The organism is Burkholderia sp. SCN-KJ (assembly GCF_024656005.1).
Classification (GTDB): Bacteria; Pseudomonadota; Gammaproteobacteria; order Burkholderiales; family Burkholderiaceae; genus Burkholderia.
In genome coordinates, this window is sequence record NZ_JANKOG010000001.1 from 502,400 (window position 1) to 523,434 (window position 21,035).

Sequence of the window (21,035 nt, forward strand, 5' to 3'; positions counted from 1 at the left end):
TGCCGGCATGAAAACCGGTAATCAGTTCAACACCGTCGCGCTCGTCGGCCGGAGCAACACGCCCGGCATCGCCGAGCCGCTCGCCACGCTGGCTGGCTGCATCGCGAAGCTCGGCTTCGAGGTCGTGTTCGAAGCCGAAACGGCGCGCGAGATCGGCATCTCCGGCTATCCGGCGCTCACCCCGGCGGAGATCGGCGCGCGCGCGGACGTGGCGGTCGTGCTCGGCGGCGACGGCACGATGCTCGGCATCGGCCGCCAGCTCGCGCCGTACAAGACACCGCTGATCGGGATCAACCACGGGCGGCTCGGCTTCATCACCGACATCGCGGCAGCCGACATGCAGGCACGCGTGCCGGTGATCCTGTCGGGCAAGTTCGAGCGCGAGGAGCGCTCGCTGCTCGAGGCCCGGATCGTGCGCGACGGCGAACCGATCTACCACGCGCTCGCGTTCAACGACGTCGTCGTGAACCGCAGCGGCTTTTCCGGGATGGTCGAGCTGCGCGCGTCGGTCGACGGCCGGTACATGTACAACCAGCGTTCGGACGGCCTGATCGTCGCCACGCCGACCGGCTCGACCGCCTACGCGCTGTCGTCGGCCGGCCCGATCCTGCATCCGCAGCTCGAGGGCATCGTGCTCGTGCCGATCGCGCCGCACGCGCTGTCGAACCGGCCGATCGTGCTGCCCGACGATTCGAAGATCGCGATCCAGATCGTCGGCGGCCGCGACGTCAACGTGAACTTCGACATGCAGTCGTTCACCTCGCTCGAGCTGAACGACACGATCGAGGTGCGCCGCTCGAAGCACACGGTGCCGTTCCTGCACCCGGTCGGCTACAGCTACTACGCGACGCTGCGCAAGAAGCTGCACTGGAACGAACACGCATCGAACGAAGACGACAAGGCGTCCTGACGCACCCACGCCCGACACCATGCTCCGCCACCTCTCGATTCGCGACTTCGTCATCGTCGCCGCGCTCGATCTCGAATTCGACAGCGGCTTTACCGTCTTTTCCGGCGAAACCGGCGCCGGCAAATCGATCCTGATCGACGCCCTGGCCCTCGCGCTCGGCGAACGCGCCGACGCGAGCGTCGTGCGCGCCGGCTGCGGCCGCGCCGACATCACCGCCGAATTCACGCCGCACGACCGCGTCGCGCGCTGGCTCGACGAACACGCGTTCGACGCCGAGGACACCGTGATGCTGCGCCGCGTGATCGACGCGAACGGCCGCTCGCGTGCGTTCATCAACGGCACCAGCGCGACGCTCGCGCAGCTGCGCGAACTCGGCGAGATGCTGGTCGACATCCACGGTCAGCACGCGCACCAGCTGCTGATGCGGCCCGACGCGCAGCGCGAGCTGTTCGACACGCACGCGGGGCTCGCCGGCGATGCCGCGAACGTCGCACGCGCGTGGCGCGTCTGGCGCGACGCAACGCAGGCGATCGACGCCGCGAAGGCGCACGAGCGCGAACTGCAGCTCGAACGCGAGAAGCTCGCCTGGCAGCTCGCCGAACTCGACAAGCTCGCACCGCAACCCGGCGAATGGGACGAAGTCGGCAGCGAGCACAAGCGCCTGTCGCATTCGGCGAACCTGATCGCCGGCGTGCAGGGCGCGCTCAACGCGCTGTCCGAGGCCGACGACGCGATGCTCCCGCAGCTCGGCGCGATCGTGTCGAAGCTGCGCAGCCTGGCCGACTACGACACGGGGCTCGGCGATGCGCTCGCGTCGCTCGAACCGGCCGAAATCCAGCTGCAGGAAGCCGTCTATTCGCTGTCGCACTACGCGCAGCGCCTCGATCTCGACCCGGCCCGGCTCGCGCAGGTCGAAACGCGCCTCGACGCGCTGCATTCGACCGCCCGCAAGTTCCGGCTGCCGCCCGACACGCTGCACGAGGAACATGCGGCACGCCGCGCGCAGCTCGCCGCGCTCGACGCGGCCGCCGATCTCGGCGCGCTCGAAGCCGCGCAGGCGAAGGCATGGGAAGCCTATCTCGCCGACGCGAAACACCTGTCGACGGCCCGCGCGCAGGCCGCGAAGGCGCTCGGCACGGCCGTCACGGCCGGCATGCAGGAACTGTCGATGGCGGGCGGCAGCTTCGAAGTCGCGCTCGTGCCGCTCGCCGACGGCGGCCCGCACGGGCTCGAGCAGGTCGAATTCCGGGTCGCCGGGCATCCGGGCGTGCCGCTGCGGCCGCTCGCGAAAGTCGCGTCGGGCGGCGAACTCGCACGGATCAGCCTCGCGCTAGCCGTGATCGCTAGCGCCGCCAGCCCGACGCCGACGCTGATTTTCGACGAAGTCGACACGGGGATCGGCGGCGGCGTCGCCGAGGTGGTCGGCCGCCTGCTGCACCAGCTCGGGCGCGACCGCCAGGTGCTGTGCGTGACGCACCTGCCGCAGGTCGCCGCACGCGGCGACCATCACTTCCAGGTCGCGAAAGGCGCCGACGAGCGCGGCGGCACCGTCTCGTCGGTCGTCCCGCTCGACAAGGCGAGCCGGGTCGAGGAAGTCGCGCGGATGCTCGGCGGGCTCGAGATCACCGCCACCACGCGCAAGCACGCGAAGGAAATGCTGGCGGCCTGACGCCGGCTTCGTCGGCCGAATGCAGAAGACCGGCGCATGCGCCGGTCCCGCACTGCCGACGAACCCGACATTTTTCGGAACGTGGCGTGTCGCCTTTCCCGGAACAGGCCTGCAGCGGCAGGGCGAGCAGGCAGACCGATCTGCCGGTCGAACCGCTCGCACGGCGCAGTTTTTCGATGGACGGGCGCCGCCCGCCCTACCCCGGGGATTCGAGCGTCCCGCCGCGAACGCCGAATTCAAACGTCCGACTCAAACGCCCGTTTCGACCGCGCCGAACACACGCTCCCACAACGCCGTCACGGCCGCCCGCTCGTCGGCCACCAGCGCCGGATCGACCCGCGCCTTCTCCATCCCGTCGAGCCGCAGCTTGTGCTGCAGCTTCCGGTACTTGCGGTACGCGGCGCCGACGCGCTCGGCCTCGTCCTCGCCCATCAGCCCGAACCGCGCGACCTCGCGCAGCAGCGCGATGTTGCCGGTGTTGCGGATCAGCTCGGCATCGCTCGACGCATGCAGCAGCACCCAGTACTGGACGATGAACTCGATGTCGACCATCCCGCCGCGATCGTGCTTCAGGTCGAACAGCTCGGTCTGGTTCGGATGGCCGGCGAACACCTTGCCGCGCATGTCGACGATTTCCTTCGCGAGCACCGCCCCGTCGCGCGGCGTCGTCAGCACCTGCTGGCGGATCGCCTCGAAGTCCGTGCCGATCTGCGGGTCGCCCGCGCTGTAGCGGGCGCGCGTCAGCGCCTGGTGTTCCCACACCCACGCGGTGTTGGCCGCGTCGCCCTCGCGCAGCTGGTAGCGGCGGAACGCGTCGAGATCGGTCACGAGCAGCCCGGCCTCGCCGTTCGGCCGCAGCCGCAGGTCGATGTCGAACAGCGCACCCGCGCCGGTCGCGGTCGTGAGCCACGTGATCAGCCGGCGCGTGAACGTCGTGTAGACGTCCGCCGAGCGCTCGTCGGGGTCGTCGTACAGGAAGATCAGGTCGAGATCCGATGCGTAGCCGAGTTCCTTGCCGCCGAGCTTGCCGTATGCGATCACCGCGAACTTCGGCACGTCGCGGTGGCGCTTCGCGAGCTGCGACCAGACGACCTCGATCGTCACGTCGAGCACCGCGTCGGCGAGCTCGGACAGGCGGTCGCTCACATGCTCGACCGACAGCTGGCCGGCCAGGTCGATCAGCAGGATGCGGAACACTTCCGCGTGCTGCGCGTGCCGCAGCAGGTCCATCTGCTGCTCGGGGCCGTCGGCGGCCGCGAGGCGCGCACGCAATGCGTCCTTGAACGCAGGCCAATCGAACGGGCTCGCGATCGCTTCGTCGTCGAGCAGTTCGTCGAGCAGCTGCGGATGGCGAATCAGGTAGCCGCCGCCCCAGCGCGTCGCGCCGAGCACCGACAGCACGCGGTCGAGCGCGGCCGGATACTCGGTCAGCAGCGCGAGATAGACGCCGCGCCGGCTGACCGTCTCGAGCAGATCGAACAGCCGCACGATGGTGTCGTCGCGGCGCGCGGCGTCGATCTGCGGCGCGGCCTCGAGCGCGCGCTGCGCGACGCTGTCGAAGCGCTGCCGGCTCTTTTCCGGCAGGCCCACGTAGCGCGACGATTGCCAGATCGCGCGCAGCCGCGCGAGCACGGCCGCCGGATCGGTGAAACCCACGCCGTCGAGGCGCGCGAGCAGCGCGTCGTCTTCGCCGTCGTCGGCGAGCGCCCCGCTCCAGATCCACGTCGCGGCCGTGTCCTCGCCCGCCGCGCAGGGGCCGCCGCTCACCTTGTCGGCGAAGATCTGGTCGAACTGCGCCTCGACGAACGTCCGGTGACCGTCGAGCACCGTCATCAGCGCCGCATAGTCGGCAAAGCCGAGCGACGCGGCCAGCACCGCCCGCTCGCCCGCATCGACCGGCATCGCGTGCGTCTGCGCGTCGTCGCGGTACTGCAGCCGGTGCTCGAGCGTGCGCAGGAAGTTGTAGGCGTCGGTCAGGCGCTCGCGCACGTCCTCGCCGATCAGCCCGCGCGCCTGTGCATGGCGCAGCACCGCGAGCGTCGGCCGCACGCGGAATTCCGCATCCTGGCCGCCGCGGATCAGCTGGAACACCTGCGCGCTGAATTCGATCTCGCGGATTCCGCCGCGCCCGAGCTTGATGTCGTCGGCCTTGTCGGGCCGCATCGACGCGCGGCGCGCGGCTTCCTGGCGAATCTGCTGGTGCAGCGAACGGATCGCGCCGATCACGCCGAAGTCGAGATAGCGGCGGTACACGAACGGCTTGACGATCGATTCGAGCTGCGCCGCCAGCCGCCGCGCCGCGTCGCTGTCGCCTTCGGATACGAGCCGCCCCTTGATCCACGCGTAGCGCTCCCATTCGCGCCCCTGCACGTAGAAATACTCCTCGAGCATCCCGAGGCTGCAGACGAGCGGCCCCGAATCGCCGTTCGGGCGCAGCCGCATGTCGACGCGAAACACGTAGCCGTCGGCCGTGACCTCGGACAGCACGCCGATCAGGCGCCGGCCGAGCCGCGTGAAATACTCCTGGGTGGACAGCGGCGAGCGCGTGCCGCCGGCCGTTTCGCCGTCGTCCTCGTAGACGAAGATCAGGTCGATGTCCGACGACACGTTCAGCTCGCGGCCGCCGAGCTTGCCCATCCCGACCACGCCGAGCACGACGCGCTGGCCGTCGGCGCCGCGCGGCTCGCCGTACATCGCCTCGAGTTCGGCCGACAGCAGCGCGAGCGAGCGCTGCACGGCCACTTCGGCGAGATCGGTCATCGCGCCCGTCACCTCGGCGACGTTCGCGATGCCGCGCAGGTCGCGCTCCGCGACCGCGCCGAACACCTCGACACGCAACTGCCGCAGCGCGCGCTTCAGTTGCTCGTCGCCCGGCGCGGCCGTGCCGGCCGGCGTGGCGAGCAGTTCGGTCAGGCGCGCGTCGAGCTGCGCGCGCGTGAGCGGCGCGGCGGCCCACGCGGCGATCTGGTCGGACAGCGCGGGACGCGCGGCGGCCGCGCGGGCGAGATAGCGGGAATAGGATGTGCTGATCAGGGCGGAAGCGTCGGTCATCGAAAAGCGGGCCTGGCGGTAAGGCCTCGCTGCGGGAACAACGCGTGCGCGCCCCGCTGCCGACAGGCCCCTTGGACTCGGCGCGGTGTCGCGACGCGGGTGCGCCGCCGCGAAAACCGCGCGCCGGAAAGCCCGTGCCGTGCGGCCGCAACGGCCGCCGGCACGAACCCGTGTGATACATTTCAACGTCAGTCTGCAAAACTACCATATCGCCGCCCTTCCGCCGCATGTCCGACCGTCAGGAATCCGCCGTAGCTGAGCCCGAAGCGGGACCTCCGAAGCACGATCATCCGGTCCTGCGTCGCGTGTTCAGGGTGACGCTGGCAGTCGGGATCGGCACGTACTTCGTCGCGTCCGGCGTGTTCCTCGGGATGCGCTACGTGCTGCTGCCGCGCATCGACGAATACCGCCCGCGCATCGAGCGCGCGGTGTCCGACAAGCTCCACGCGCAGCTTTCGATCGGCAAGCTGTCTCCCCACTGGTCCGGCATGCAGCCGGGCGTCGAAGTCGCCAACCTCACCATTCGCGGCCGTGACGGCCAGATCGCGCTGTCGGTCCCGCACGCGACGGCCGCGCTGTCGTGGATGTCGCTGCTGCGGCTGTCGCCCGCGCTGTCGAGCCTGATCGTCGACCATCCCGACCTCGTCGTCGCGCGCGCCGCCGACGGCTCGCTGAGCGTCGCGGGCGTCGGCGTCGCGACCACCCATGGCGGCAACGACACGTTCAGCACGTGGCTGCTGAAGCAGGAAGCGATCGTGCTGCGCAACGGCACGCTGCGCTGGCGCGACGCGCAGCACGACGCACCGGAGCTCGCGCTGTCCGGCATCCGCCTCGCGGTGCTCAACCACGGCCGCGAGCACAAGGCCGCGCTGCAGGCGCCCGCGAACGGCACGCTGCTGCTCGGCCCGCTCGATTTCCGCGCGCGTTTCCGCCACAAGCCGCTCGCGCCGATGGGCAAGCCGACGAACTGGACCGGCGACGCGTACCTGTCGACCGGCCCGGTCGACCTGCAGACGCTCGGCCGCTATCTCGACATCCCGCTCACGATCCACGCGGGCCGCATCGACAACGCGATCTGGGCGACCTTCCAGGACGGCCACCTGCGCTCCGCGGGCGGCGACCTGCAGGGCGCCGACGTCGTGCTGCGCGTGCGGCCGACCCAGCCGCGCCTCGACGTGCCGACGGTCGGGTTCGGCTGGGACATGGCGCTGGACGCCGGCCGCGACTACACGCTGCACCTGACGCGCTTCAACGCGGAGCTCGGCCAGCCGCCGCTGCCGGACGGCACGCCGCTCGCCCGTTCGCTCGCGCTGTCGACGCTGACCGCCCGCTACCGCGTGCCGACCGCCGACCAGGGGCAGCTGCTGAGCGTCGTCGGCGACCGCGTCGATCTCGGCATCCTCAGCGAGTTCATCCGCGGGCTGCCGCTGCCCGCGCGGCTGCGCAACGAGCTGATCAAGCTCGACCCGCGCGGGATGGTGTCGAACTATCACATCGAGGTCGAACGCGCGAAGCCGGCGCGGGCCGAGCTCGCCGACGAAGAACGGCGCACTGGCGCCGCGCCGATCGTCCGCTACCGCTTCCTCGGCGATCTGCAGGGCATCAGCGTCGCCGCGCAGGAGCCGCCGCCGGGGCTGTCCCCGCGCGGTCACCCGCGCGCCGGCTGGCCAGGCGTCGAGAATTTGTGGGGCCGCATCGACGCGAACGAAACCGGCGGCAGCGCACACTTCGACACGGTCAATGCGGCGGTCACGGTGCCCGGCGAATTCGACGAGCCGCGCCTGACCTTCGACCGGCTGCGCGGCAACGCGAAATGGGTGATCACGCCGGCGCCGGGCGAGAAGCACGCGCGCGTCGACGTGACGTTGCCCGACCTGTTCGTCGCGAACCCCGATGCGGAAATCGCGGTGTCGGGCACGTACACGAACCCCGGCCACGGCCGCGGCTCGCTCGACCTGCGCGCAGATTTCGCGCGCGCGTCGGTGGCGCGCATTCCGCGCTACCTGCCGACCGGGATGTCCGAGCACCTGCGCGACTATCTCGGCCATGCGCTGCAGGACGGCCAGGTGACCAAGGGGGCGTCGATCGTCGCCCGCGGCCCGCTCGAGAAATTCCCGTTCGAACACGAGCCGGATGCCGGCGTGTTCCACATCGTCGCGCCGTTCACCGGCGGGCGCTTCGAGCCGACGCCGTACCCGCCGCGCAAGCTCGCGAACGGCACGCCGAGCGTCTGGCCCGCGCTCGACGGGATCGACGGCGTGTTCGAGCTCGCGCAGAACAAGCTGCACTTCGACATCGCGCGCGCGCACTACAAGCGCGTCGCACTGACGAAGGTCGCGGGCCGGATCGACGATCTCGGCAATCCGTCGAAGTCGCCGCTCATCATCGACGGCCACGCGCAAGGCCCGCTCGCGGACCTGATCGACTACGCGGACAACAGCTCGCTCGGCGCGATGAGCGGGCACATCGGCCAGCGGATCGATGCGCAGGGGCCCGCGGCGCTCGCGCTCAAGATCACGATTCCGCAACACGTTCCGCATCCGCATACGCACGTCGAGGGCGCACTCGCGTTCGGCGGCAACACGCTGTCGACCGACGGCGTGCCGCCGCTGTCCGCGCTGCGCGGCAGCGTGCGCTTCAGCGAGGCTGGCGCGTCGCTGCACGAGCTGTCGGGGCGCTTCCTCGGCGGCCCGGTGCGCGCGAACGGCAACTTCCAGTCGCACGGCCCGTACGCGGTGGACGTCGACGGCAAGCTCGCGCTCGACGCCGCGCGCGGCCTGAACCTGCGCGGCACGGCCGCGGCGCTGCTCGAGCACGTAGTCGGCGACGCGCCGTACCAGCTCGCCGTGCGCGGCGCGCCGGGCCGCCTGCCGGAGGTCACCGCGCATTCCGACCTGACGGGCGTCGCGCTGAATTTCCCGGCGCCGTTCGCGAAACCGGCCGGCACGCCGATGCCGTTCCGCTTCACGCTGCAGCCGGCCACCCAGGACGGTGGCAAGCGCCTCGAGCATGCCGACCTGACGCTCGGGCCCGTGTCCGCGACCTACCTGCTCGACGCGACGCCCGGCCAGCCGCTGCGCGCGGTGCGCGGCGCGATGGGCATCCACCGGATGCCCGACCTGCCGCAGGACGGCGTGAGCGCCGCCGTCGACGTCGACGAACTGGACGCCGACGCCTGGCTCGCACTGGCCCGCACGCTGCAGCACGACACGCCGCGCGCGCCGGAGCCGCCGGCCGCGCCGCGCATCGACGTCGCGAGCTTCACGCCGAAGCGCTTCGCGCTCCACTTCGGCACGCTGAAGCTGCTCAAGCGCAACTGGGAAAACGTGATCATCGGCGCGTCGCACGTCGACGAGCTGTGGCAGGCGAACATCGCGTCGAACCAGGTATCGGGCTACCTGTCGTGGGCGCCGGGCGGCGGCCACAACGGCGCGGGCGTGCTGAACGCGCGGCTCGCGAAGCTCGTGATCCCGCAGAGCGCGCAGCACGACCTCGTCGGCCGCGCGATGAACCTGCCGACGCCGACCGACCGGCCGATGCCGTCGGTCGACCTGATCGTCGATCAGGTCGTCGCGCGCGATCACGACATCGGCAGGCTCGTCGTCAACGCGCACAACCTCGAGGAAGACGGCGTGCCGGTGTGGCAGCTCGACAAGTTCGAACTGGCGAACCCGGCCGCGAAGCTGACGGCGACCGGCAACTGGCGCACGTCGCGCCGCGCGCTGGCCCGCGGCGTCGACGAAAACGATGCGCCGCGCCGCAGCGTGTTCGACTTCAAGCTCGACGTCGGCAACGCGGGCGCGCTGCTCGACCTCGTCGGCCTGCCGCGCACGCTTGCAAACGGCCACGGCACCGTGACCGGCAAGGTCGGCTGGCGCGGCGGCCCGACCGCGGTCGATCTGCCGTCGCTCGGCGGCCAGGTCGCGCTCGACCTGGAACACGGCCAGATCCTGAAGGTCGATCCGGGTGCCGCGAAACTGCTCGGCGTGCTGAGCCTGCAGAGCCTCGCGCGCTTCCTGACGCTGAATTTCCGCGACGTGATCGGCAAGGGGCTACCGTTCGACAAGATCACGGGCACCAGCCGGATCTCGAACGGGATCGCGCGCACCGACGACTTCTCGATGACGACGGCGCCGGCGAACGTGACGGTGCGTGGCGCGGTCGACCTCGGCACCGAGACGCAGGACCTGCACGCGCACGTCACGCCGAAGATCGGCGCCGGCACGGCGGCAATCGCGGCCGCGATCATCAATCCGCTGCTGGGCGTCGGCGTGCTGGCCGCGAACTACGCACTGTCGGAGACGCTGTCGCACGCGTTCGCGCTCGACTACACGATCACGGGCTCGTGGGCGCATCCGCACATCGAGCGGGTGCGAGGCGATCAGGGTAAGATGAATCACGGTCCGGCCGATGCGGCGAGCCACTGACGCGCGCAGGGTGCCGGGCCGCACCCCATTTATGACGCAACCGATCCAGCGATGACCGATCACACCCGTTCCGCCACGCCCTTTCGGGTCGCCGCGCTGCAGATGGTGAGCACGCCGGACGTCGCACGCAATCTCGCCGAAGCCGGCCGCCTGATCGCGGAAGCGGCCGGTGACGGCGCGCAGCTCGTACTGCTGCCCGAGTATTTCTGCTTCATGGGCCATCGCGACACCGACAAGCTCGCGCTCGCCGAACCCTACCGCGACGGCCCGATCCAGCGCTTCCTGTCGGAGGCCGCGCACCGTCACGGCATCTGGGTGATCGGCGGCACGCTGCCGCTGAAGGCGCCGGAGCCCGATCGCGTGCTGAACACGACGCTCGTGTTCGACCCGAACGGCCAGGAAGCCGCCCGCTACGACAAGATCCACCTGTTCAACTTCGAGAAAGGCGACGAATCGTTCGACGAGGCGCGCACGATCCGCGCGGGCGACACGGTCGTCGCGTTCGACGCGCCGTTTGGGCGGGTCGGCCTGTCGGTCTGTTACGATCTGCGCTTTCCGGAGCTGTATCGCAGGATGGGCGACTGCGCGCTGATCGTCGTGCCGTCGGCGTTTACGTATACGACGGGCCGCGCGCACTGGGAAATGCTGCTGCGCGCGCGGGCCGTGGAGAACCAGTGCTACGTGCTCGCGGCCGCGCAAGGCGGCAAGCACGAGAACGGCCGGCGCACCTGGGGCCACAGCATGCTGATCGACCCGTGGGGCGAGATCGTCGCGGTCCGCGACGAAGGCGCGAGCGTCGTGACCGGCGCGCTCGATCCGCAGCGCATCGCCGACGTGCGCCAGAGCCTGCCCGCGTGGCGGCATCGCGTGCTGGCCTGAACCGCTGAACCGCCCGGCGCTTGAAACGCCGCCCGGCCAACCCATCTGCCCAGAACGCACCCGACAACTTTTTGAGAACCCTCGATACCCGCATGAACATCATCGAACCCGGCATCCGCAATCTTGCGCTGGCGAAGGACATCCTCCTCACGCCGTACGGCCTCGACGAGAGCCTGCTCACGCGCACGATCGCCGACATCTTCACGCATCGCGTCGACTACGCCGACCTGTACTTCCAGGCGACCCGCAGCGAAGCGTGGAGCCTCGAGGAAGGCATCGTGAAGTCGGGCAGCTTCAGCATCGACCAGGGCGTCGGCGTGCGCGCGGTCGCGGGCGACCGCACTGCGTTCGCGTACTCGGACGACCTGTCGCCGGAAGCCATCGCCCAGGCGGCCGCGGCCACCAAGGCGATCGCAGCGGCCGGCGGCGGCCGCCAGAAGATCAAGGCGGCCACTTCCCTGAAGGGCATCTCGGGCCGCGACCTGTACCTGCCGTCCGATCCGCTCGCGTCGCTCGACGCGACCGCCAAGGTCAAGCTGCTCGAGCGCATCGAGCAGATGGCGCGCGGGCGCGACCCGCGCGTCACGCAGGTGATGGCGGGCCTCGCCGGTGAATACGACGTCGTGCTGGTCGCGCGCAGCGACGGCGCGCTCGCGGCCGACATCCGCCCGCTCGTGCGCGTGTCGGTCACGGTGATCGCCGAACAGAACGGCCGCCGCGAGATCGGCTCCGGCGGCGGCGGCGGCCGCTTCGACTACGGCTACTTCACCGACGAAGTGCTGTCGCGCTACGTCGACGACGCCGTGCACGCGGCGCTCGTCAACCTCGACGCGCGCCCCGCGCCGGCCGGTGCGATGACGGTCGTGCTCGGGCCGGGCTGGCCGGGCGTGCTGCTGCACGAGGCGATCGGCCACGGCCTCGAGGGCGACTTCAACCGCAAGGGTTCGTCGGCATTCGCCGGCCGGATCGGCGAGCAGGTCGCCGCGAAGGGCGTGACGGTGGTCGACGACGGCACGCTGCCGAACCGCCGCGGTTCGCTGAACATCGACGACGAAGGCAACCCGACGCAGTGCACGACGCTGATCGAGGACGGCATCCTGAAGGGTTACATCCAGGACACGCTGAACGCGCGCCTGATGAAGATGCCCGTCACCGGCAACGCGCGGCGCGAGTCGTACGCGGCGCTGCCGATGCCGCGCATGACCAACACGTACATGCTGAACGGCGACAAGGATCCGCAGGAAATCCTCGCGTCGGTGAAGAACGGCCTGTACGCGGTGAACTTCGGCGGCGGCCAGGTCGACATCACGAACGGCAAGTTCGTGTTCTCGGCGTCCGAGGCGTACATGATCGAGAACGGCAAGATCACCTACCCGGTGAAGGGCGCGACGCTGATCGGCAGCGGCCCGGAATCGCTGAAGTACGTGAGCATGATCGGCAACGACATGTCGCTCGACTCGGGCGTCGGCGTGTGCGGCAAGGAAGGCCAGAGCGTGCCGGTCGGCGTCGGCCAGCCGACCCTGCGGATCGACAAGATGACGGTCGGCGGTACGGCATAACCGCATCGCGGCGCAGACAATCCGCGCATTTTGGCAAAAGCGCGCGGATTGTCCGCATTTTTGAGCACCCCCGGTTGCCAGCGACGCGGCGACCGGGTATAAATTCCGAATCAACTTTTTTGACGAACCGAATCTCCGTCATGTCCGCCAAGTTTTATTTTTACTTTTTTTGGCATCTCAGACCGCTGGCGGATCGAGAGGGTTGATGGCGCGTGAAGCGCAACCGAAATTCCCGAAAAAACCGCCGGCGAACCCGGCGGTTTTTTTTCGCCCTTCGCCACCCGGTCGCCGCCGCAGCGGATTCCGCGGCCCCGACCGAAATCACTGAATCGCTTGAATCGATGAATCTGCCGCACACGCACTGATCGAACGGCGCCCGCAAAACCAGGAGAAACAGCATGCCCCCGCACAACACCGACGACGTCCGCATTCGCGAACTCAAGGAACTGACGCCGCCCGCCCACCTGATCCGCGAATTCGCGTGCTCCGAGGCCGCGTCCGAGCTGATCTACAACTCGCGCCAGTCGATGCACCGCATCCTGCACGGGATGGACGACCGGCTGATCGTCGTGATCGGGCCGTGCTCGATCCACGATACGAAGGCGGCGATCGAGTACGCAGGGCGGCTCGTGAAGGAGCGCGAGCGCTTCAACGGCGAGCTGGAAATCGTGATGCGCGTGTACTTCGAGAAGCCGCGCACGACGGTCGGCTGGAAGGGGCTCATCAACGATCCGCACCTGGACAACAGCTTCAAGATCAACGAAGGGCTGCGCACCGCGCGCGAACTGCTGCTGCAGATCAACGAGATGGGGCTGCCGGCCGCGACCGAATACCTCGACATGATCAGCCCGCAGTACATCGCCGACCTGATCTCGTGGGGCGCGATCGGCGCGCGCACGACCGAGTCGCAGGTGCACCGCGAGCTGGCATCGGGGCTGTCGTGCCCGGTCGGCTTCAAGAACGGCACCGACGGCAATGTGAAGATCGCGGTCGACGCGATCAAGGCCGCATCGCAGCCGCACCATTTCCTGTCGGTGACCAAGGGCGGCCACTCGGCGATCGTGTCGACGGCCGGCAACGAGGACTGCCACGTGATCCTGCGCGGCGGCAAGACGCCGAACTACGACGCGGACAGCGTGAACGCCGCGTGCGCGGACATCGGCAAGGCCGGCCTCGCCGCGCGCCTGATGATCGACGCGAGCCACGCGAACAGCTCGAAGAAGCACGAGAACCAGATTCCCGTGTGCGCGGACATCGGCCGCCAGGTCGCGGCCGGCGACGAGCGCATCGTCGGCGTGATGATCGAGTCGCACCTCGTCGAGGGGCGCCAGGACCTGAAGGAAGGCTGCCCGCTGACCTACGGCCAGAGCATCACCGACGCGTGCATCGCGTGGGACGACAGCGTGAAGGTGCTCGAAGGCCTCGCGGAATCGGTGAAGGCACGCCGCGTCGCGCGCGGCAGCGGCAACTGACAGGCGACACCGGTCCGGACCGTGGCTTCCCGCTTGCCGGCGGGTTGCCATGGTTCGACTGCGGCCGGCATCCGGTTCTGCTAGGCTAGCTAACACGCCCTAGCTAACCGGAGGTACTCATGTCGACCGTCAACATGCATGATGCCAAGTCGCGGCTTTCAAGTCTCGTCGAGGCACTGGAACTGGGGCGCGAATCCGAAGTCGTGATCGCCCGCAATGGCCATCCGGTCGCGCGCATCGTTCCCTACACGGCGCCACGCCGCATCGGCGCCGCTCGTCAGCTGCTTGCCGGCCTGAACATCCCGACGACCGTCGAAGCGTTCAACGCTGGCGACGAATCGATTGCCGCCGATTTCGATGCCAGCGCCGAGCAAGGGCTCGCACCGTGAAGCTGTTGCTCGACACGCATATCGCGCTGTAGGCGGCTGAAGGCGCGCCGCAACTGTCGCCGGCCGCCGCCGCATTGATCGAGGATCCGCAGAACACGCTGTACGTCAGCGCCGCGTCTATCTGGGAAATTTCGACCAAGTATCGTAAAGGCAGCCTCCCCGTTCATCCACGCGATGCCCGTTCGGCATTCCGGCTCGCTGGCTTCGCGGAATTGTCGATCAATAGCGATCACGCCGAGGCGGTGATCGCATTGCCGGATTTCCCTGACCATGCCGATCCGTTCGATCGCATGATGGTCGCGCAGGCGCTACATGAAGGCATGCCGCTCGTCAGTGCCGATCCGAAGGTATGGCGCTACCACGCAACACTGATGCTACGCGCCTGACGTCGCACGCCCGGCGTCGCGCAATGAAAAACCCGGCTCGCGCCGGGTTTTTTCATTGCGTCGACCGGAACCGGCCGTCAGATCCTCACTCGAGCGCACCCGAGCCGAAGATCTCGGTGTTGATGCGTTCCGGCGCGACGCCGAGCGCGACCAGCGCGTCGCGTTGCGCCTTCATGAACGCGATCGGGCCACAGATGTAGTAGTCGGCATCCGGCACAAGCGCATCGTGCTTCACGCGTTCCGGCGTCAGGCGTCCCTCGAGGTCGTGATCGACGCCGACCCGGTCGGTCGGTCCCACCAATTCATACAGCACCGTGCGCTTGAAGTTTGCGTGTTCGCGCACCGTATCGTTCAGCCAGTCGCGGAACGCATGCACCGCGCCCGACCGGCATGCGTGGACGAACCGCACTTCGCGCGTGCTGCCTTCGCCGACCAGCGTCGAGGCCATCGACACCATCGGCGTCAGCCCGACGCCGCCGGAGATCAGCACGACCGGCGTATCGACGCCGCGCTTCAGCGAGAATTCGCCCATCGGCGCAGTCACCTCGACGATCGCGCCCTCCTCCACGCCGTCATGCATCAGCGTCGACACCTTGCCGGCCGGGATCGCTTCCGGCTGGCCGGCCTCGCGCTTCACCGAAATGCGCAGCCACTTGCCGTGCGGCGCGTCGGACAGGCTGTACTGGCGCGGCTGATCGACGCCGAGATCGCCGACGAAGCGCTTCACCGTGACGTACTGGCCCGGCGCGAAGGTCGGCGCGTCGCCGCCGTCGGCGGGCGTCAGGTAGAACGACGTGATCTCGTCGCTTTCACGCACCTTGCGGGCAACCTTGAACGGACGGAAGCCGCTCCACGCGGCGCCCGCGTACAGGTCGGCCTCGGCACCGATCAGGATCTGCGCGAGTTGACCGTACGCGACACGCCATGCCTCGAGCGTCTGAGCATCGACCGCATCGCCGAGCACTTCGACGATCGACGCGAGCAGGTTCTCGCCGACGATCGGGTAATGCTCGGGGCGGATGTTCAGGCTCGCGTGCTTGTGCGCGATGTGCGACACCGCCCCGCCGAGCGCGCCGAGGTTGTCGATGTTCGCCGCATACGCATAGACCGCCTTCGCGAGCGTTTCCGGCTGGCTGCCGGTCTTCTGGTGCGTCTGGTTGAACAGGTTCTTCAGTTCCGGATGCCGCGCGAACATGCGCTGGTAGAAATGCTTCGTGATCGTCGCGCCGTGCACGGCGAGGACAGGGGCAGTGGCCTTCACGCGAGCCATCTGGTCAGCGGTGATGTGGGTCATGTTCGTTCTCCGTTAAACATGCGAATACGATACATCTTTAAAAACAGACGTCCCTCGGGCAAATTGTCGCAGTGCGGAAACTCGACGCCCGGCGTCAGCGGACGCGCCCGCGCTCCCACAGCACGTCCGAGCCGCCATCCGCGCGGTTCAGCACACGCGCCAGCACGAACAGCAGGTCCGACAGCCGGTTCACGTAACGCCGCGGCGCGTCATTGAGCGTGTCGGTGCGCCCGAGCGCGACGATCGAGCGCTCCGCGCGGCGACACACCGTCCGGCATACGTGCGCGAGCGACGCCGCACGCGAGCCGGCCGGCAGGATGAATTCCTTCAGCGGCGGCAGCGTCGCGTTGTAGTCGGCCAGCCACGTGTCGAGGCGCGCGAGGTGCGTGTCGTCGAGCACCGCATGGCCGGGAATGCACAGCTCGCCGCCGAGATCGAACAGGTCGTGCTGGATCGTGACGAGCGCCGTGCGCACGTCGTCCGGCAGCGGTTCGGCCAGCAGCACGCCGAGGGTCGAGTTCAGTTCGTCGACGTCGCCGATCGCGGCGATCCGCGCGTCGTCCTTGCCGATGCGCCGCCCGTCGCCGAGGCCGGTGGTGCCGTCGTCGCCCGTGCGCGTCGCGATCTTGCTCAAGCGGTTGCCCATGCGAATCTCCTCTCGTGCGCGGCCGCGATGCGGCCCGGTTGGGTTGGTACGCGATTATCGCAGCCCGCGGCGGCGGGCGCAGCGGGCGTTCCAGCGTAGAATGGACCGAAAGTTTGACAAGCAGTCGTCAGGAGACATTCGTGAATCACCCTGCCCCGCCGGCCACCACACGCCGCCCGCTGCCCTCCGCCATGCTCGATGCGCTGCGCGCCGCCTTCGACGAGCGCGTGTCGACCGCCGACGCCGTCCGCGCCCATCACGGCCGCGACGAATCGCCGTTCGATCCGCAACTGCCCGACGCCGTCGTGTTCGCCCGCAACGCCGATGAAGTCCGCGAAGTCGTGTCGCTGTGCGCGCTCTACAGCGTGCCGCTGATCCCGTACGGCGCCGGCTCGTCGCTCGAAGGCCATCTGCTCGCCGTGCGCGGCGGCGTCTCGCTCGACCTGTCGGAAATGAACCGCGTGCTGTCGATCAACGCGGAAGACCTGACGGTCACGGTCGAACCGGGCATCACGCGCAAGGCGCTCAACGAAGCGCTGCGCGACACCGGCCTGTTCTTCCCGATCGATCCGGGCGCCGACGCCAGCATCGGCGGGATGACCGCGACCCGCGCATCGGGCACCAACGCCGTGCGCTACGGAACCATGCGCGAGAACGTGCTCGGCCTGACCGCCGTGCTCGCCGACGGCCGCGTCGTGAAGACGGGCTCGCGCGCGCGCAAGTCGTCGGCCGGCTACGACCTCACACGCCTGTTCGTCGGCTCCGAAGGCACGCTCGGCGTGATCACCGAGATCACGCTGCGCCTGCATCCGCTGCCCGAAGCCGTGTCGGCCGCGATCTGCACGTTCCCGTCGATGGGCGACGCGGTGCGCACCGTGATCGAGACGATCCAGATCGGCGTGCCGATCGCGCGCGTCGAATTCGTCGACTCGCTCGCGGTGCGCTCGATCAACCGCCATTCGAACCTGACGCTCGCGGAAGCGCCGACGCTGTTCTTCGAATTCCATGGCACCGAGGCCGGCGTGAAGGAACAGGCCGAGCTCGTGCAGGCGCTCGCGGGCCAGAACAACGGCCAGGGCTTCGAATGGGCGACCCGCCCCGAGGACCGCACGCGGCTCTGGGCCGCGCGCCACAACGCGTACTTCGCGATGCTGCAGCTGAAGCCCGGCTGCCGCGCGGTGACGACCGACGTGTGCGTGCCGATCTCGCAGCTCGCCGCGTGCGTCGAGGAAACCGAGATCGACCTGCGCGCATCGTCGCTGCCCTGCCCGATCGTCGGCCACGTCGGCGACGGCAATTTCCACGTCGCGATCCTGATCGATCCCGACAAGCCCGAGGAAATCGACGAAGCCGAACGCATCAACGACCGGATCGTCGAGCGCGCGCTGCGCCTCGGCGGCACCTGCACCGGCGAACACGGCGTCGGGCTGCACAAGATGCGCTTCCTGCCGAAGGAGCACGGCGACAACGCGATCGACGCGATGCGCGCGATCAAGCTGGCGCTCGATCCGCGCAACCTGATGAATCCCGGCAAGATCTTCACGTGCTGACACGGCGGCGCGCCGCCGCGCCCCGGCTGGAGACCCAATGAACGCTTCCGTCGAACTGTCGAGCGCGACCCGCGCGCAGCGCCAGCGCGAAGTCGTGCAGGCGCTGATGGCCGTGCTGCCGACGCATTGCCTGCTGTTCCGCGACGAAGACACCGCGCCGTACGAATGCGACGGCCTGTCGGCGTACCGCCGGCTGCCGCTCGCGGTCGCGCTGCCCGAAACCGAATCGCAGGTGCAGCGGATCGTGCAGATCTGCCGCCGCATGGAAGTGCCGATCGTGCCGCGCGGCGCCGGCACGAGCCTGTCCGGCGGCGCGCTGCCGATCGCGAACGGCGTCGTGCTGTCGCTCGCGCGCTTCACGCGCATCGTCGAGGTCGATCCGTACGCGCGCACGGCCACCGTGCAGCCCGGCGTGCGCAACCTCGCGATTTCGGAAGCCGCCGCGCCTTACGGGCTGTATTACGCCCCCGATCCTTCGTCGCAGATCGCCTGCACGATCGGCGGCAACGTCGCCGAAAATTCCGGCGGCGTCCATTGCCTGAAATACGGGCTGACGGTGCACAACGTGATGCGCGTGCGCGCGGTCACGATCGACGGCGAGGTCGTCGAATTCGGCTCGCTCGGTCTCGACGCGCCCGGCCTCGACCTGCTCGCCGTGATGATCGGCAGCGAAGGGATGTTCGCGATCGTCACCGAAATCACGGTGAAGCTGATCCCGAAACCGCAGACCGCGCAGCTCGTGATGGCGAGCTTCGACGATGTCGTGAAGGGCGGCGAGGCGGTCGCCGCGATCATCGCGTCGGGCATCATCCCGGCGGGGCTGGAGATGATGGACAAGCCGGCCACCCAGGCCGTCGAGGCGTTCACGCACGCGGGCTACGACCTCGACGCGAAGGCAATCCTGCTGTGCGAATCGGACGGCACGCCCGAAGAAGTCGCGGAGGAAATCGTCCGCATGACGGCCGTGCTGCGCGAGCATGGCGCGACGCGCATCCAGGTGTCGCGTAACGAAAGCGAGCGGCTGCGCTTCTGGTCCGGCCGCAAGAACGCGTTCCCGGCCGCCGGGCGCATTTCCGCCGACTATTACTGCATGGACGGCACCGTGCCGCGCCGTGCGATCGGCCCGCTGCTCGCCCGCATCGAGCAGCTCGAGACGCGCTACGGGCTGCGCTGCATCAACGTGTTCCATGCCGGCGACGGCAACATGCATCCGCTGATCCTCTACAACGCGAACGATCCGGACGAGCTGCACCGCGCCGAGCAGTTCGGCGCGGAAATCCTCGAATGCTGCGTGGAATTCGGCGGCAGCGTGACGGGCGAGCACGGCGTCGGGATCGAAAAGCTGAATTCGATGTGCGTGCAGTTCTCGCCGCAGGAACGCGATGCGTTCTTCGCGGTCAAGCGCGCGTTCGATCCGGCCGGGCTGCTGAACCCCGACAAGGGCATCCCGACCCGCGCGCGCTGCGCCGAATACGGCCGCCAGCACGTGCGCGGAGGGCTGCTGCCGCACCCCGACCTGCCGCGCTTCTGAGCGCCGCGCGGTGCGCGGCCCGTGCCGATGCGCGGGCCGCGATGTGCCGCCCTGCCCGCGCGCCGGCCGTGCGCGCGGCGACGCCCGCATGCATTCGTCATGCGCGGCTTAGGGATAGTCGCGATGTGGATTCGCGCCACCCCGGTACAATCGACCGGACAACAACGAGGCAGCAATACAACATGGAAGAGGACGACATCGTCGCCGGATGGGCCGAACGCGTCCGCGCCGCCAGCGCCGACGGCCGGCCGCTGCGGATTCGCGGCGGCGGCACCAAGGACTGGTACGGCCAGGCGCTGGACGGCGAAATACTCGACACGCGCGCGTTTCAGGGCGTCGTGTCGTACGACCCGGCCGAACTCGTCGTCACGGTCCGCGCGGGCACGCCGCTCGCGCAGCTTGAAGCCGTCCTCGCCGAGTGCGGCCAGATGCTGCCGTTCGAGCCGCCTCACTTCGGCCGCGCGGCCACCGTCGGCGGCTGCGTCGCGGCGGGCCTCGCGGGGCCGCGCCGCGCGACCTGCGGCGCGCCGCGCGATTTCGTGCTCGGCGTCACGCTGATGAACGGCCGCGGCGAAGCGCTGCGCTTCGGCGGGCAGGTCGTGAAGAACGTCGCCGGCTACGACGTGTCGCGGCTGATGGCCGGCTCGCTCGGCACGCTCGGGCTGATGCTCGAGCTGTCGATCAAGGTGCTGCCGGTGCCCGTCGCCGAAGTCACGCTGAAGTTCGAGATGAGCGCGACCGACGCGGTGCGCAAGCTCAACGAATGGGGCGGCCATCCGCTGCCCGTCAGCGCGAGCGCGTGGCGCAACGGCACGCTCGTGCTGCGGCTGTCGGGCGCCGAGGCGGCCGTGAAATCGGCGAAGACGCTGCTCGGCGGCGAAGTCGTCGACGCGGTCGAGGCCGAGCGCTTCTGGGCAGCCGTGCGCGAGCACACCGACCCGTTCTTCAACGGCATCCCGCCCGGCTATGCGCTGTGGCGGCTCGCGCTGCCGTCGATCACCGAACCGATGCACCTGCCCGGCACCCAGCTGATGGAATGGGGCGGCGCGCAGCGCTGGTGGATCACCGACGCCGACGCGCAGACGGTGCGCATGAGCGCGAAGCAGGCCGGCGGCCATGCGACGCTGTTCCGCGCGGGCGAGTCGTACGACCGCAGCGCGGGCGTGTTCACGCCGCTGCCCGCGCCGCTGATGAAGATTCACCGCGGGCTGAAGGCTGCGTTCGATCCCGCACGCATCTTCAACCGCGGCCGGCTCTACCCCGATCTCTAAG

The 21,035-nt window shown here is 69.3% G+C and carries 15 protein-coding genes; 11 read left to right on the plus strand and 4 right to left on the minus strand.

Going from position 1 to position 21,035, the window contains the following annotated elements; all coding sequences use genetic code 11:
* Positions 1-7 precede the first annotated feature (7 nt).
* Complete coding sequence (locus NQV17_RS02340; protein WP_257768440.1) at positions 8-910, plus strand: NAD kinase; 903 nt, start codon at positions 8-10, stop codon at positions 908-910.
* Positions 911-929: 19 nt separating this feature from the next.
* Positions 930-2,579, plus strand: a complete 1,650-nt coding sequence (gene recN / locus NQV17_RS02345) for a DNA repair protein RecN (protein WP_257768442.1) — start codon at positions 930-932, stop codon at positions 2,577-2,579.
* 249 nt (positions 2,580-2,828) lie between these two features.
* On the opposite strand, the gene glnE is transcribed toward recN, so the two are convergent.
* Positions 2,829-5,630 carry a bifunctional [glutamate--ammonia ligase]-adenylyl-L-tyrosine phosphorylase/[glutamate--ammonia-ligase] adenylyltransferase gene (gene glnE, locus NQV17_RS02350; RefSeq protein WP_257768444.1) on the minus strand — a complete coding sequence of 934 codons (2,802 nt, stop codon included), beginning with the start codon at positions 5,628-5,630 and terminating at the stop codon, positions 2,829-2,831.
* Between the two features lie 227 nt (positions 5,631-5,857).
* Here glnE and NQV17_RS02355 point away from each other — a divergent pair, with 227 nt between their 5' ends.
* From NQV17_RS02355 to tldD, 3 genes are all read left to right on the plus strand, one after another.
* Positions 5,858-10,057, plus strand: coding sequence for a YhdP family protein (locus tag NQV17_RS02355; protein WP_257768446.1), 4,200 nt, complete (start codon positions 5,858-5,860; stop codon positions 10,055-10,057).
* Between the two features lie 51 nt (positions 10,058-10,108).
* The gene (locus tag NQV17_RS02360; RefSeq protein ID WP_044844040.1) at positions 10,109-10,936 is read left to right on the plus strand and encodes a carbon-nitrogen hydrolase family protein; all 828 of its coding nucleotides are present in this window, start codon (positions 10,109-10,111) and stop codon (positions 10,934-10,936) included.
* A 92-nt stretch (positions 10,937-11,028) separates the two neighbouring features.
* The gene (tldD, locus tag NQV17_RS02365; RefSeq protein WP_257768448.1) at positions 11,029-12,495 is read left to right on the plus strand and encodes a metalloprotease TldD; all 1,467 of its coding nucleotides are present in this window, start codon (positions 11,029-11,031) and stop codon (positions 12,493-12,495) included.
* 110 nt (positions 12,496-12,605) lie between these two features.
* Here the strand turns inward: tldD and NQV17_RS02370 are convergent, their stop codons facing one another.
* Positions 12,606-12,851 carry a hypothetical protein gene (locus NQV17_RS02370; RefSeq protein ID WP_185725004.1) on the minus strand — a complete coding sequence of 82 codons (246 nt, stop codon included), beginning with the start codon at positions 12,849-12,851 and terminating at the stop codon, positions 12,606-12,608.
* 42 nt (positions 12,852-12,893) lie between these two features.
* Between NQV17_RS02370 and aroG the strand changes: the two genes are divergently transcribed.
* The 3 genes from aroG to NQV17_RS02385 all read left to right on the plus strand — a co-directional run bounded on the left by aroG (position 12,894) and on the right by NQV17_RS02385 (position 14,742).
* Positions 12,894-13,967, plus strand: coding sequence for a 3-deoxy-7-phosphoheptulonate synthase AroG (gene aroG, locus NQV17_RS02375; RefSeq protein ID WP_044844038.1), 1,074 nt, complete (start codon positions 12,894-12,896; stop codon positions 13,965-13,967).
* Positions 13,968-14,086: 119 nt separating this feature from the next.
* On the plus strand, positions 14,087-14,356 hold the full coding sequence (locus tag NQV17_RS02380) for a type II toxin-antitoxin system Phd/YefM family antitoxin (protein WP_257768452.1): 270 nt from the start codon (positions 14,087-14,089) through the stop codon (positions 14,354-14,356).
* A 53-nt stretch (positions 14,357-14,409) separates the two neighbouring features.
* Complete coding sequence (locus NQV17_RS02385; RefSeq protein ID WP_257768821.1) at positions 14,410-14,742, plus strand: type II toxin-antitoxin system VapC family toxin; 333 nt, start codon at positions 14,410-14,412, stop codon at positions 14,740-14,742.
* A gap of 85 nt (positions 14,743-14,827) precedes the next feature.
* Here the strand turns inward: NQV17_RS02385 and hmpA are convergent, their stop codons facing one another.
* Positions 14,828-16,036 carry an NO-inducible flavohemoprotein gene (hmpA, locus tag NQV17_RS02390; protein WP_257768454.1) on the minus strand — a complete coding sequence of 403 codons (1,209 nt, stop codon included), beginning with the start codon at positions 16,034-16,036 and terminating at the stop codon, positions 14,828-14,830.
* 94 nt (positions 16,037-16,130) lie between these two features.
* A complete protein-coding gene (locus tag NQV17_RS02395; RefSeq protein WP_257768456.1) occupies positions 16,131-16,682 on the minus strand; it encodes a cob(I)yrinic acid a,c-diamide adenosyltransferase in 552 nt (183 codons plus the stop codon).
* A 140-nt stretch (positions 16,683-16,822) separates the two neighbouring features.
* Here NQV17_RS02395 and NQV17_RS02400 point away from each other — a divergent pair, with 140 nt between their 5' ends.
* The 3 genes from NQV17_RS02400 to glcE all read left to right on the plus strand — a co-directional run bounded on the left by NQV17_RS02400 (position 16,823) and on the right by glcE (position 21,034).
* The gene (locus tag NQV17_RS02400) at positions 16,823-18,232 is read left to right on the plus strand and encodes an FAD-binding oxidoreductase (RefSeq protein WP_257768459.1); all 1,410 of its coding nucleotides are present in this window, start codon (positions 16,823-16,825) and stop codon (positions 18,230-18,232) included.
* Positions 18,233-18,269: 37 nt separating this feature from the next.
* Positions 18,270-19,763, plus strand: coding sequence for an FAD-linked oxidase C-terminal domain-containing protein (locus NQV17_RS02405; protein ID WP_044844032.1), 1,494 nt, complete (start codon positions 18,270-18,272; stop codon positions 19,761-19,763).
* Positions 19,764-19,945: 182 nt separating this feature from the next.
* Entirely contained in the window at positions 19,946-21,034 is a 1,089-nt protein-coding gene (gene glcE, locus NQV17_RS02410) for a glycolate oxidase subunit GlcE (RefSeq protein ID WP_257768462.1), read from the plus strand.
* Position 21,035 lies beyond the last annotated feature (1 nt).